Source organism: Halorubrum luteum (assembly GCF_054652935.1).
On sequence record NZ_BAAIGT010000002.1, the window covers coordinates 14,468 to 27,593 of the forward strand.

The following is a 13,126-nucleotide window of genomic DNA, read 5'->3' on the forward strand; positions in this document are numbered from 1 at the left end:
CGATATGGACCTGTCGGGGCTCGGGAGCCATACGCCGGTGCCGATCACCGACGCGGCCCGCGAGGCCGGCGTGCTCGCGCCGGTGGTGCGACGCGGCGGCGAGCCGTATCTGCTGTTCACGAAGCGCGCCGAGCATCTCGGCGAGCACCCCGGACAGATGAGCTTCCCCGGCGGCGGCCGAGAGCCGATCGACGCGACGCTCCGGGAAACCGCGCTGCGCGAGGCGAACGAGGAAGTCGGTCTGCCGCCGTGGGACGTCGACGTCGTCGGCCGGATCGACGACATCAGAACCTCGAGCGAGTACGCGGTCAGACCGTTCGTCGGCGTCGCCCCCGACCGCGAGTACGTGCCCGACGAGTCGGAGGTCGCGGAGGTCGTGTTGCTGCCGGTCGAGGGGTTGATCGACCGCTCGAACTACGAGTCCGAACGACGGGAACACCCGCAGTACGGCGACCACCGGATCCACTACTTCACCGTCGACGGCTACACGGTCTGGGGGGCGACCGGCCGCATGGTCGTCCAGCTGCTGGAGCTGACGACCGACTGGCGAATGCCGGCCGACGTCGACCGCGTCGTCGGCCACGATGCCGACCTCCCGGTGTGACGATCGGTCGGAGCGTGACGGCGGCTCGGCGGACGTGGCCCTGCACGGCGAGAGTGGTCGCTCGGGCCGGACGACCGCCTCGAAACCCCCGTTCTCGTCGGTAGCTCCGATCGACGGTGCAAGCGGCAAAGATCAAAAAGATCTGTTGAGAGAGACGTCAGTCGCCAACGCGCACAGTCAACACTGGCACCGGGCTCTTTCGGACGACTTTTTCCGTGACGCTTCCGAGCAACAATCGCTCCGTGCCGGACCGACCGTGTGTTCCCATAACGATGGCGTCGACATCGTGTTCGTCGACATACTCGATGATCGCAGTATCCGGCTTTCCGTGTGTGAGTGCCTCGACGGCTTCGACGTCGTGGTCTGTACACAGATCGACGATCTCGTCGATCGCGCTTTGAGCTTCACTCTCCTGTTCCTCGATTATCTCTCCGTGTTCAGCCGACGCTGGACTCGGCCCGGACGTGAACCCTCCGAGCGGAACGGGCTCGACAGCAGCGAACGCGTGGACCGAGGCACCGTGCGTGGCGGCAAGCTCGACACCGGTTTCTGCAGCTCGTAACGCTGGCCCACTTCCGTCAGTCGGGATGAGTATCTGATCGAACATACAGCACGTAGTAGCTCTTTCTGTACAGTAAAATAATTACGTATCGTTGACTTCCTCCCCGCGCTAAACAGTAGTTGCCGAATCAGATTTTCGTCGAGGCAGCCATGACAGAGTTGGCTCCGAGATCGCAGCGAGTGTGACTTTTCTCCCAGTGCTGGATGATCGAAGGATGCGAGGGAACGCCGTCAGGCGGCGTTCCCGAGCAATACCTCTCAAGAAACCGCTCACTAACCGGTTTCCCGGTCGAAATAAAACGCTAGCTTAGCCGTAGTCTGTCAAGATGAGTCGCCGAAAGATCCGCGTCGAAATCGGCGGTTTCTCCGGTTGGATCTTCCCAGCAACAAGGATGTTTGCGAGCACCCATAGATTGTACAGCGCGACAGCGAACAGAAAGTAGAATAACCGAACCGAGAACGTCGGCGACGACGTTCTCGGGAGGAAGTCACCGATCTGTCGATAGGACGTTTCTATTCCCCAGCGGCGGCGGAACGCCGCCGCGTACGCTTTCGCTGTTGAAGAATCTACATCCAAGCTCGTGACAAACCAAACGTGTTCGTCATCGTTCGAACGGTGCGGAACCGCGAAAACCGTCACATCGACCGACGCTGTCGGTGGACGCTTTCGCTGCATCGTGTATCCATCAACGACCGTCTCAGCGCCGGCGCTGAGACGGCCTTTCATCCCACTACTCGGCCGTGCACGCACGATGTAATCCACACCCAGCTGTTCCAGCTCCGAGACGACGTGAACTTGATAGAATCCACGGTCGAGGTAGACATGTCGAATCGAGACGTACTCACGAGCCGTTTCAACGAGGGACCGAACGGCTTCGCGCTTGGCGCGAAAGCCGTTCGCATCCATCGGAAGCACATCAAGTGTAAACCGAGTACGAGGAGCGACGATACAGAGCGTTGCGAAGCAAAACGCTCTGTTCGTGCCCAGAGCAGGATAGGTCGTTATCACGTGGTCAGTGTCGGCTGAGCCGTAGAACCGCCACTCATGGAGATCGATGGCGATATCGACGAACGCGGGAAGTCGCCGCTGTGCTCGGAGGACTTCGAATAGTCGATCCCGGACGCCATCGAACTGGTCGTCGATGGCGTCCGTTGAGAGGTTTCGCAAGTGGTACAGCAGCGATTTGGCGAGGGAATTCCGAGCAGTGGATGTGATGTCGACCGGTTCTTCTCGATCCAGTTGGAGCGTCTTCCCACCCGTGTTTGCGAACTCCTGATCGAAGGCGATCCGAGAGAGGATTTCGAGAAAATCCTCTCTCGTGTACTTGCCACACTGTTTGACCTCGAAATCCAACTCCGGGTACAGCAACGTCGAAGCAGCACGACAGACCTGTTTTGCCTCAGCTGTCTCGACCATACTCGAAATCAGGACCGAATCAAAATGAACCTCAGTTAGGTTCGGCAACTACTGTGAAGGGCGAGGCTTTCGCTCGCTATCCGTCATCCCGCTGCAAACTCTCCATGTTATCTCATGCAGCTGCATACCGTGACGTGCGCTTCCGAGCACGCTTATTCTTTCAGGCCGCTGCCGGTCAGCGGGACGACGACGTCGTCGTCCCCGTCGAGAACCCCTCGCTCGCGATACGCGCGGAGCGCGGCCGGCGCGACCGCACACGTCGGCTCCGTATAAAAGCCGGCGGCGTGGAGCCGGTCGAGCGCCCGGTCGAGCGCCGCCTCCGACACCGCGATCGCGTCCCCGTCCGTCTCGGCTATCGCCTCGTGGATCGCGTCCGCTCTGACCGGCTCGGCGATCCGGATCCCGTCGGCCGCGGCGTTGTCCACGCCGTCGAGCTCGGCGGCAGCCGCGCCGTGACGCTCGCGGACGACGGGTGCGACCCCCGCCGCCTGTGCGCCGAGCAGCCGCGGAAGCTCGTCGATCCAGCCCGCCCGCCGGAGACGACGAAACCCCCAGTACGCGCCGAGAAACAGCGTTCCGTGCCCGAGCGGACACACGATCGCGTCGGGCACGGACCAGTCGCGCTGGAGCGCGAGTTCGTACGCGAACGTCGCCGTCCCCTCGAAGAAGGCGGGATTCCACGCGTGGCTGGCGTACCACGCGGAGCCCTCGTCACCGTCGGCATCAAGCGTCGCGAGACACGCCTCGGTGACGTCGGCTCGCGTCCCCTCGACGCGGACCGCCTCCGCGCCGGCCCGCTCGATCGCCCGGATCTTCGCTGCCTTGACGTCCGCGGGAACGTATATTTCGGCGTCGATCCCGGCCCGGGCGGCGTACGTCGCGATCGCTGCGCCCGCGTTCCCCGAGGAGTCCTCGACGACGCGGTCGACCCCGAGCGCTCGCGCCCGCGTCAGCGTCGTCGTCGCGCCGCGGTCCTTGAACGAGCCGGTTGGAAACACGTACTCCAGCTTGAACGACGCGTCCCACGCCGGTGCGTCAACGAGCGGGGTCATCCCCTCGCCGAGGCTTACCCGGTCCGCGGGGTCGGAGCCGACCGCGATACACTCCTCGAACGCCCAGAGCCCGCGGCGCGTGTCGAACGACGCCGGGTTCGGCGCGTCGACGGTCCCGTCGGGCGAGTCGGGCGAGTCGGCAAAGTCGATGCCGCCGTCGACCGCCGTCGCGAACACGAGTGGACTGCCGCACGTGCAGCGCCAGCGGTCACGAAATCGCGCGTCGCAGTCGGGACAGCGCAGTCGACTCGGATCGGCGTCCGTGGCGTCGGAACGAGGGCCGCGAGACCGGTCCGAGGGCATCAGTACGTGTCCACCTGCGTGCCGACCGAGCAGACGTACTCCCCGGCGGCGACCTGGGGAAGCCGACGAGTGCGCCAGAACACCCCGTCGTTGTCCGCGGTCACACGACCTTTGAGCTCGCCGAACGTATCCGTCACCTCGAACAGCGTGTCGCCGGCCGACACCCGGTCGCCGAGCTCCTGCTGGAATCTGACCAGTCCGCCGGCCGGCGAGCCGAACTGGTCGAATCCGCGGGCGCGGATCTGTGGCTCCACGTCGACGTCGTCGTCGAGGAACCCGTAGTAGCGGAGCACGTTGAACACGCCCTCGACGCCGTATCGGATCGACGCCTCGTCCCAGCCGACGCAGCCGCCGAGCTCGGGGTCGATCGTGGGGATCCCCTTGTCTGGGGCGACGCGGGCGAGCTGACCGTCGGGACCTTTGATGTCGAGGACGTGACCGCAGCCGAACACCTTCGCGAGTTCGAGACAGTCGCCGTGGAGTCGATGGCGGATCCCGCAGCGGACCCGGGTCTCGTTTATCATGCGGCTCGTCGACCCCTGGTGTAGGTCCAACACGAGGTCCGCACGCGTCGCGATCGAGAACGTCTCGTGGGCGATCCGCTCGCTCGTCGTCCCGTCCGCGTCGCCCGGATACCCGCGGTTCATCTTCCGGTCATCGATCGGGTTGCGATGTTCGGCGACCTGAAACCCGAAGTAGTTCACGATGCCGACGACGAGCACCGTTCCGGAGAGCTGTGCCGGGTCGATCCGCGGGACGACACGATTGATCACGCCGAGTCCGTTGAGTTCGTCGCCGTCGCTGACGGCCTGTAGATACAGCGTCTTCCCGTCTCCCGCGCCGTTTATCACCGCGACGGGGAGCCGAACCGGACTCCCGTCGCGCGTCTCGCCGACTTCGAGCCGGCCGGTGTCCGTCTCACCCGGAGCCGCGCTCGCCGTTCCCAGCGTGATCATTGGTGAGTTCTGGGGAGTCTACCCCTTTATCGATTCGGTCCGCGACGGAGAGCGACGGACCGATACCGAGGACGGTCCCGCGGCGATCGATCGACCGGAGCCCCGGAGCAAAGGTGCGTTCCGACGCAAGCTTTATCGCCGGCTTCGGTTAACTACGTTACGTCACCGTGAGAGACACACGCACGCGGAGGAGCCGTACAGCGTTCTCGCGGCGTCGTTGCTCATGACCATCCAGATCGAATCGATCGACGAAGACGGGTTCCTCGTCGTCGACCACATCGAGAACACCCAGTTCACGCTGTACACCGACCAGCCGGTCGATCCGCGACCCGGCGACGAGGACGACCACTACTTTCCAGTCGACGCGTCGGTCCGAATCGACGCCGACGAGATCGTCGTTCCGCGGGTCGCGAACATCATCGTCCACGACGTCGACGGCCGGGTCGTTGCCGAGGGGCTAGACGTGACGCTGCCGCCCGACACGTACCACGTTGAGGTGTCTTCCGCGCCGGCGAAGACGTACTTCCGCGTCGACGGCGGCGTGGACGTCACCACGGCGGAGTCGACGCGAATCCGGTTCCCGGAGCGGGAGTATCTCGCGGGGGGGTTTCGGTCGTTCAACGACCAGCCGGCCGGAACGATCACGACGCCGGGCGAGCCGACGGCGGTGATGCGAGCCGTGTCGCGGTTCGGTTCAGCACTCAAAACGACGAGCCCGGAACGGTCGTTTCCGACCCTGCGTGGCCATCCGCCGCTCGTCGAGATCGGCGAGGAGTTCTCCGTGCCGGACCACGTCGAGCGACCGGAGACGGGGATTCGGATCGTCGTCCCTCCCGAGTTTCGAGCGCTGTATCCCGTCGTGCCGCTCGCGTACTATCTCGGAGCGACGGTCGTGCCCGGAGACGAGCCGCGGCTGGTCGGCGACGGATGGGAGCTCTCTCTCGGACCGAGCGTCGAGCGGACCGCGGGACGCGTGCTTCGCCAGACGTTCCACCTCGACTGTATCGCCCGGACGGAGGGGTTCTTCGCCGTCGATCTCCACGAGCGTGAGACCACGTCGCTGGATCTCGACTGGCGCGAGCTGTACGAGACGCCGATCGCAGAGCGGATCGGCGAGTATCTCGAGATCCCGTTCGACCGGATCGAGCCCGAGCTCCCGCCGTGGACGCTGACGACCGACGTGCGGCCGGCCGCGAGCAACGCCGAAACGCTGCCGTTCGTCGCGGCGGAGCTGTCACTGGTCCGTTCGCCGGAGACGGTCCCTTCGATTGACGAGTCGTCGGCGAACGCCGGGAACGACGCCGGAGCGGACGACGACGTAAGAATCGTCAGGTCGAACGACGACGTGGGACTCGTCAGGTCGGACGACGACACGGGGCTGATCAGGCCCGACGGCGGGAGCGTCCGCGGGATCGAGCCGCGCTCTCACGGCGCCTTTATCCCGGATAACGTGTCGTTTGTTCGACCCGATCCGGTCGACACCGTAGAGCACGCCTGGGTCGGGGAGGGGATACCGATCGGCGCGAACAAGGCGACGCTGCAGGCGTATCGGCGCCGGCTGGCGGTCGGCGCGGTCGACGAGCAGTTCCGGATCTCCGTGCTCGTGGTGTGTAACGACGACCTGATGCGCGAGGAGGGGAACGTCGCGAACCTGTACGGGCTCCGGGACGTGGTGCAGTTCGACATCGACGTTCGGTACGACCTCTCGCGAGCGGAGATGCGGGAGGCGCTCGAGTCGGACATCGATTTTCTCCATTACGTTGGCCACGTCGACGACCGGGGAATGCAGTGTGCCGATGGCTACCTCGATCTCACGGCGGAGCGGCTTGACGTCGGGGTGAGCGCGTTCCTACTGAACGCCTGTCAGTCCTACGAGCAGGGTGAGGCGCTCATCGACCGGGGGAGCCGCGGCGGCATCGTCACGCTCGCGGACGTCGCGAACACACCCGCCACTCGACTCGGCCGGATCGCCGCCCGACTGTTAAACAGCGGTTTCAACCTCAGAACCGCGCTCCACGTCGCCAGACGGGATCTGATAACGGGACAGCAGTACATCGTCATCGGCGACGGCGGCACGACCGTCTGCCAGAGTCGGAGCGGTGTCGCCATCGTGGGGAACCTCGATCGGTCCGGCGATGACCGGTGGGAGCTCTCGGTGGAGCTGTTTCCCAACGGACCGTACGGCGTCGGTACGATGGCAACGCTGAACGCCGAGCCAGTGCATGCTCACTACTACATTCCATCGAAGAAGGTGACCGCGTCGATGTCTCCCGAGGAGTTTCGGGAGTTCTGTTCGCTCGAGATGTTACCGTTTTTCGACGACGGCGAGCTGCGGTGGAGCGACGACTTTACCGTGAGCTCGTCGGATTAGGGACCGTTGGTTGCGGATGCTGCCCCCGCCGCCACCGGAGCCGCCTGTGACAGCAACAGCATCGCGGTGAACAGGACGCCGGCCATTTTCGGGTGCTCTGCCACGTATTCTGCAACAGTTTGTTGCATATTTCTTCTCTGTGGGAAATGAAAAAAAGTTGAATCTAATGGTAAGTTATATATTAATCATATTTTAAGATATTGTATTCTGAAATTATTCTCCGAGGGTGGTTCGCGCCGTCGGAACGATCGCGATGTCGCCGCAGCCGCACGGGTCCGGGATCAACGTTTTCAAGCCGCTCTTTGTGGATCTGAACCCATGAGCGATGAGGACGTCGATCTGCTTGACCCGTTCCGGCAGTTCTTCTCGTTTCAACGGGACGTGCTGGTGTTGTCGGTGGCGATGTTCGCGTTCAGCCTCGGCTTCCAGATGACGAGCCGGTACATCCCCGAGTACATGTCCGCGCTCGGCGCGAGCGCGTTCGTCATCGGACTGTTCGGCACCGTCGGCAACGTCATCGGCGCGGTGTACCCGTACCCCGGCGGGCGGCTCTCCGACCGGATCGGGTCGCGCGTCGCGTTGACCCTGTTCGGACTGGCGTCCAGCGTCGGATTTGCGGTGTGGCTCGTCGCGCCGAACCTCGGGACGATAACGGTCGCCGGCGTCACGCTCGAGCCGTGGATCTGGATCTTCGTCGGACTGTTTCTCGCGCAGGCGTGGAAATCGTTCGGGCTCGGCGCGACGTTCGCGGTCGTCAAACAGTCGGTGCCGCCGGAGCGACTCGCGCGCGGGTTCGCCAGCACGGAGGTGTTCCGCCGCACCGCGTTTCTGATCGGACCGCTGATCGCCGCCGGGGTGTTGTACCTGTTCGCCGACTTCACGGTCGGCTTCCAGTACGTGCTCGCTATCGCGCTGTGTTTCGCCGTCGTCGCGACGGCGGCCCAGCACGTGTTGTACGACGCCGGCGAGGATACGCTCGGCAAGGAGTTCGAGGGCGTCTCGGAGGTCGTCGACGACCTCCGGAACCTGCCGCCGGAGCACAGACCGCTGCTGATCGGCGACACTCTCGTGCGGTTCGCCAACGGGATGGTGTACGTGTTCTTCGTCATCGTGATCACCCAGTTTCTCGAAGTCACCCTCGATATTGGCCCCATCACGCTGTCGCCCGCCGTCTTCTTCGGCGTCCTGCTCGCGATCGAGATGGTCGTCGCGCTGGTGTCGATGCCGCCCGCCGCACGCCTCGCCGAGGAAGTGGGTCTCAAACCGGTGGTCGCGCTCGGCTTTCTGGTGTACGCGGTGTTCCCCGTGCTGCTCATCAACGCGCCCGCGAACGCGCTCGTCGTCGCGCTGCTGTTCGCGTTCTCCGGGCTGCGGTTCGCCGGACTCCCCGCGCACAAGGCGTTGATCGTCGGCCCGGCCGAGCGCGACACCGGCGGGCGGGTGTCCGGATCCTACTACCTCGTCCGGAACACCGTCGTCATCCCGAGCGCGGCGATCGGCGGCCTGATCTACGGCGGCTTCGCAGTCCCCGGAACCGGTCTCGCGTACGCCGGAAGCCCCGTCGTCGCCTTCGGGCTCGCGAGCGCGATCGGGGTCGTCGGCGTCGGATACTTCCTGCTGTTCGGGGAAGAGTACGACGCGTACGCCTGATCGAGCGACCGGCGCACCGACTCTCGTTTCGACCCGTTTATAATCGATGGCGCGTCCGTTCGAAGCATGACAGACGACGAGCGGTCAGGGCTGACCGCCGAGAGGCGCTCGGAGCTCATCGCGGCGTTGCGCGCGGCCGACGCGGTCCGCTTCGGCGAGTTCGAGCTCGCACACGGCGGGACGAGCGACTACTACGTCGACAAGTACCTGTTCGAGACGGATCCCGACAGTCTGAGTGCGGTCGCCGAGGCGTTCGCGGAGCGTCTCGCCGGGACGGAGACGAAGCTGGCGGGCGTCGCGCTGGGCGCGGTCCCGCTCGTGGCCGTCACCGCCGAGAAGCTGGGGCGTCCGTACGTCATCGCCCGCAAGCAGACGAAGGAGTACGGCACCGGGAACCGGATCGAAGGCCGGCTCGACGAGGGCGAGGAGGTCATCGTGCTGGAGGATATCGCCACGACCGGTCAGTCGGCCGTGGACGCGGTCGAGGCCCTGCGGGACGCGGGAGCCGTGGTCGACCGCGTGATCGTCGTCGTCGACCGCGAGGAGGGCGCGGACGAGCTGTTGGCCGACCACGACGTGGAGCTCGAGGCGCTGCTTACCGCCACGGAGCTGCTGGCTGACCGCGAGGAGTGAGTCGCCGTCGCGTGCCGATGGCGACGAGGCTGACCGCGGCGGCGAGCGGTTTCAGATGGGCTTTTGTATCCCGCGCTCGCACGTCGAGATATGGCAGACCACGATCACGAACCGGATCCGGACGCGCGTGTGACCGCACCAATGCAGGAGTTCGGCGGCCGCGAGGTCGGCATCGGCGTCGCCGTCCTTCTCGTCGGACTCGTGATCGCGTACGCAGTTCCGCTGGTTCTCACCGCGTAGCCGGTCGCCCCCTCCCGTAGCCAGCCTCTCGCCGTGTCGCCGACCGTCGCACCGCATAGCTCGTTGCTCCGTTGTGCGAGCGTCACTTTCCGGATCCAGGCAGTTCGTCCCTGAGATATCAGAACAGATAATTAGGGACAAGGATTTTTATGCTTGGTTGGCAAACTGCTCGTCAACATGTCGCAAGATATCGTGTTCGTCTGTACCGCGGACGAGTGTGATGCCGGACCGTGGGAGGGCGCCCACGACGCAATGGCCCACTGCGCCGAACGTCCGAACCACGCATACACCGGTCGACCCCGATCGGCGGTCGATGCGGTTATTCCCGCCACCGCGGTCGAGCCACGGGACAACCGGAACCTACATCACAAAGGCGATCCCCGCGGAGCCCTCGCGAACGACGACTGAGAACGACGCCACGGGACGGTCACGACGACTCGTCCTCGAACAGTCCCATATCCTCCGCGATGAGGTCGGCGAGCTGGTCTTTCAGCGTCGGGTCGACCTCCGCGATCGACTCGCCGTCGTGTTTTCCCTCGTTGTGCCGTGAGAGCGCGTCCTCGACGTCGGACAACGGAACGCGCGTCTCCGTCTCGCAGTCGGTACAGACGATCGGCACCGTCGGTTCCTCTTCGGGCATCGTCGGGAAGTCGGCGGTGGTGAATATAGTCCTTCGGTTCCACGAGGCGTCCCCGGACTGCAGCCGGTGCATGCGTCCGGGCGCGATCCGCACGACGGTCAGCGGCCGGGATATTTAGGATGGTTCGCTCGGTTGGTCCCGTATGACGAGTCGTCGATGGGTGCTCGGCGGGGCGATGGCGGTCGCGGGTGCGATCGCGGCGCTCCTTATCAGGGAGGTGATCGCGACCGTCTTCTTCGCGGTGACGGTCGCGTACGTGCTCGGACCTCTCCGTCGGCGGCTACGACATCGGGGCCTCTCCAGACGGCTCGCCGCCGTGGCCACGTCGCTGATCGCCTTTCTGGCGGCCGTCGTCGTCCTCGCACCGCTGCTCGTCGTCCTCGTGGTCCGTCTCGACGCCGCCGTGGCGTTCATCGAATCCGTGCCGGAGACGGCCACCGTATCGATCGCCGGGTTCGAGTACGTCGTCGTCACCGAGGAGGTCACGGCGCTGCTCGTCGAGTGGCTCATCAGCGCGGGAACCGCGGTCGCGGCCGCGGCCCCCGTGCTGTTGATCAAGCTGGCGCTTTTCGCGTTCGTCGTGTACGGGCTGTTGCATCACGAACAGCGGACCCGACGCGCGATCCTCGCGCTGGTCCCACCCGAGCATCGCGAGGTTGCGGAGGCGCTCAACGAACGCATCAGCCGAACCCTGTACGGGCTGTACGTGGTACAGGTGGTGACGGGGTTCGCGACGTTCCTCGTCGCGATACCCGTGTTCGTCGCGTTCGGCTACGCCTCCCCCGTGGCGCTCGCGACGCTCGCGGGCGTGCTCCAGTTCATTCCCGTGATCGGACCGAGCGTCCTCATCGTCGGACTCACTGGCTACGAACTCCTGCTCGGCGATCCGGTCGCCGCCGCCGGGATCCTCCTCGTCGGCGGCACCGCCATCGCCGCCGCACCGGATCTCCTCATCCGGCCGCGCCTCGCGACCGAGGCGGCCGAGCTTCCCGGAACGCTGTACTTCATCGGCTTCGTCGGGGGCATCCTCACCGTCGGTCCGATCGGGATCATCGCCGGCCCGCTCGTCGTTGCCGTCGTCGCCGAACTGGCCGCACAGCTCTCGGCCGAACTGAACCGGATACGCGTCACCGAGGAGTAGCGGGCGAGGTGGCCGGACGTCGATGGCACCGGGACCGGTTCAGCAGGCACAGCCGGGGCCGCCCGTACGCTCGAAGCGCATCGGCTCGTCGCAGTCCGGACACAGCGGGACGCCGTCGGGGTCGCGGTCGAGCCCCTCCGCGTCGACCTCGACGTCGAGGACGCGCACCGTACAGTCGTCACACCAGTACGACCCCGTGGCGTCGTCGCCGTCCCCAGTAGTCCCCTGTGGCGACGGCGTCAGCGCGTCGCTGATGGCGTCGATGAGACTCATACCCGCGACTACGCAGGTCATCCACGTCAGTCTCCCGGTTGCGTGTGAACGCGGCACACAACCGCGGCGAGCAACGGGTGCGTCGAATGCGACGGAGAACGCAGAGGGAGAGGAACCGGGCGACTGTCGGGCGATCACACCGCATCGGCGAGGCCGTCGAGCGCGCGGTCGAGCTCGCCGCCGCGCTTCCATGCCGCGATGCGGTCGGCGAACGGGATCGGCGCGTTGAGCGACACCGCCGACCGGATCCTGACGCGTGAGCCCTCGTCTTCGGGTTCGACCGTGAGCCACGACTCCATGTGGTCGAACGGTCCCGCCGGGTCGTCGCCGTCGGCAACGACGTAGTGATACCCGTGCGGCGTTCGCTCGAACAGCAGCCGAAAGCCGACGCCCGGCCCGGAGACCGTGACGAGCGTCACCGCCTCGCCGCCCTCGGCGGCTGGATCCTCCATCGTGATCGGTCTCTCGACGTCCGTCTCCGCGGTAGTCGCGTTCTCGACATCCGTCTCCGCGGTAGTCGCGTTCTCGACGTCGACGACCGAAAAACTCCCCTCCCATTCGACGATCCGTTCGGGCGAAAGCGCCCGCGCGATCACCGTCGGGCTCTCGGGAATAAACCGGTCGCGTTCGACCTCGCGCATGAACGCCACTGCCACGCCCGCCCGGATAAACCGTTCGCCGGTCAACGCCGATACATGAGCGAACGATCCGTCACATCGACGCCCTGACGGGTATGGGGAAGTGGTTAAGCCGGAGCCGGACGCACAGCCTCGTTGGTGGCAGGTGATTCCGGCGGGCCGCGATTCCGACGCGACTACGACCCAAACCGACGTGATCCACAATGTTAAAAGCGAGTGACACCATCCACGTTGCTGCGCCGGTTGAGGACGTGTTCGGCTTTCTCGACGACCCGCACAACCACGCCGAAGTCACGCCCCGGCTCACGGACGTACGAGATATCGAGCGGCTCGATAACGGTGGAAAGAGGCTTTCGTACACGTATCGGATGGCTGGCGTGGGCGTCGACGGCGAGCTGGTCCAGACGATCCACGACCCGAACGAGCGTATGCGATTCGAGATGCGCGGCGGGCTCGAAGGCGAGATCGATCTTCGGTTCGAGCCGACGGACGACGGCGGGACGAGGTTCACGTACGCCGCCGAGTACGACCTCCCGAACTCGGTGCTCGTGGAGGCGAGCAAACCCGTCATTCGCGCGTTCAACGAGCGACAGCTCACGGCCACGCTGCGGAACGTGGCGGCCGAGTTCGAGTGATCGGCGCGCGCC

At 65.3% G+C, this 13,126-nt stretch carries 16 protein-coding genes; 8 read left to right on the forward strand and 8 right to left on the reverse strand.

Annotated features, from left to right (window positions below; all coding sequences use genetic code 11):
• Positions 1–4 precede the first annotated feature (4 nt).
• On the forward strand, positions 5–604 hold the full coding sequence (locus tag ACYQ0R_RS00125) for an NUDIX hydrolase (RefSeq protein WP_459820292.1): 600 nt from the start codon (positions 5–7) through the stop codon (positions 602–604).
• 157 nt (positions 605–761) lie between these two features.
• Here ACYQ0R_RS00125 and ACYQ0R_RS00130 read toward each other — a convergent pair whose 3' ends face one another.
• The 4 genes from ACYQ0R_RS00130 to ACYQ0R_RS00145 all read right to left on the reverse strand — a co-directional run bounded on the left by ACYQ0R_RS00130 (position 762) and on the right by ACYQ0R_RS00145 (position 4,893).
• Positions 762–1,211: a universal stress protein gene (locus ACYQ0R_RS00130; protein ID WP_459820293.1), complete on the reverse strand. Its 450-nt coding sequence runs from the start codon at positions 1,209–1,211 to the stop codon at positions 762–764.
• Positions 1,212–1,472: 261 nt separating this feature from the next.
• Entirely contained in the window at positions 1,473–2,582 is a 1,110-nt protein-coding gene (locus tag ACYQ0R_RS00135) for a transposase (RefSeq protein ID WP_459820294.1), read from the reverse strand.
• A gap of 152 nt (positions 2,583–2,734) precedes the next feature.
• On the reverse strand, positions 2,735–3,937 hold the full coding sequence (locus tag ACYQ0R_RS00140; protein ID WP_459820295.1) for a pyridoxal-phosphate dependent enzyme: 1,203 nt from the start codon (positions 3,935–3,937) through the stop codon (positions 2,735–2,737).
• Positions 3,937–4,893 (reverse strand): succinylglutamate desuccinylase/aspartoacylase family protein, encoded by a 957-nt coding sequence (locus tag ACYQ0R_RS00145; protein ID WP_459820296.1) that lies wholly within the window; start codon positions 4,891–4,893, stop codon positions 3,937–3,939. Before ACYQ0R_RS00145 ends, ACYQ0R_RS00140 begins: the two co-directional genes overlap by 1 nt.
• 223 nt (positions 4,894–5,116) lie before the next feature.
• Between ACYQ0R_RS00145 and ACYQ0R_RS00150 the strand changes: the two genes are divergently transcribed.
• On the forward strand, positions 5,117–7,264 hold the full coding sequence (locus ACYQ0R_RS00150; RefSeq protein WP_459820297.1) for a caspase family protein: 2,148 nt from the start codon (positions 5,117–5,119) through the stop codon (positions 7,262–7,264).
• Here ACYQ0R_RS00150 and ACYQ0R_RS00155 read toward each other — a convergent pair.
• A complete protein-coding gene (locus ACYQ0R_RS00155; RefSeq protein ID WP_459820298.1) occupies positions 7,261–7,392 on the reverse strand; it encodes a DUF7503 family protein in 132 nt (43 codons plus the stop codon). The two genes, ACYQ0R_RS00150 and ACYQ0R_RS00155, sit on opposite strands and share 4 nt — an antisense overlap.
• Before the next feature lie 190 nt (positions 7,393–7,582).
• Between ACYQ0R_RS00155 and ACYQ0R_RS00160 the strand changes: the two genes are divergently transcribed.
• The 4 genes from ACYQ0R_RS00160 (at position 7,583) to ACYQ0R_RS00175 (ending at position 10,195) form a co-directional block, all read left to right on the forward strand.
• Entirely contained in the window at positions 7,583–8,914 is a 1,332-nt protein-coding gene (locus ACYQ0R_RS00160) for an MFS transporter (RefSeq protein ID WP_459820299.1), read from the forward strand.
• A gap of 66 nt (positions 8,915–8,980) precedes the next feature.
• Positions 8,981–9,547, forward strand: coding sequence for an orotate phosphoribosyltransferase (gene pyrE, locus ACYQ0R_RS00165; protein ID WP_459820300.1), 567 nt, complete (start codon positions 8,981–8,983; stop codon positions 9,545–9,547).
• 90 nt (positions 9,548–9,637) lie between these two features.
• Positions 9,638–9,787, forward strand: a complete 150-nt coding sequence (locus ACYQ0R_RS00170) for a DUF7550 family protein (RefSeq protein WP_459820301.1) — start codon at positions 9,638–9,640, stop codon at positions 9,785–9,787.
• Between the two features lie 177 nt (positions 9,788–9,964).
• Complete coding sequence (locus tag ACYQ0R_RS00175) at positions 9,965–10,195, forward strand: hypothetical protein (RefSeq protein WP_459820302.1); 231 nt, start codon at positions 9,965–9,967, stop codon at positions 10,193–10,195.
• A gap of 19 nt (positions 10,196–10,214) precedes the next feature.
• On the opposite strand, the gene ACYQ0R_RS00180 is transcribed toward ACYQ0R_RS00175, so the two are convergent.
• Positions 10,215–10,427: a DUF8149 family protein gene (locus ACYQ0R_RS00180; RefSeq protein WP_459820303.1), complete on the reverse strand. Its 213-nt coding sequence runs from the start codon at positions 10,425–10,427 to the stop codon at positions 10,215–10,217.
• Positions 10,428–10,569: 142 nt separating this feature from the next.
• On the opposite strand from ACYQ0R_RS00180, the gene ACYQ0R_RS00185 reads away from it, so the two are divergent.
• Entirely contained in the window at positions 10,570–11,568 is a 999-nt protein-coding gene (locus tag ACYQ0R_RS00185) for an AI-2E family transporter (RefSeq protein WP_459820304.1), read from the forward strand.
• Between the two features lie 39 nt (positions 11,569–11,607).
• On the opposite strand, the gene ACYQ0R_RS00190 is transcribed toward ACYQ0R_RS00185, so the two are convergent.
• Positions 11,608–11,841, reverse strand: coding sequence for a hypothetical protein (locus ACYQ0R_RS00190; protein ID WP_459820305.1), 234 nt, complete (start codon positions 11,839–11,841; stop codon positions 11,608–11,610).
• A 134-nt stretch (positions 11,842–11,975) separates the two neighbouring features.
• Positions 11,976–12,482 carry an SRPBCC family protein gene (locus ACYQ0R_RS00195; protein ID WP_459820306.1) on the reverse strand — a complete coding sequence of 169 codons (507 nt, stop codon included), beginning with the start codon at positions 12,480–12,482 and terminating at the stop codon, positions 11,976–11,978.
• 200 nt (positions 12,483–12,682) lie between these two features.
• On the opposite strand from ACYQ0R_RS00195, the gene ACYQ0R_RS00200 reads away from it, so the two are divergent.
• Complete coding sequence (locus tag ACYQ0R_RS00200) at positions 12,683–13,114, forward strand: SRPBCC family protein (RefSeq protein ID WP_459820307.1); 432 nt, start codon at positions 12,683–12,685, stop codon at positions 13,112–13,114.
• Positions 13,115–13,126: the final 12 nt, after the last annotated feature.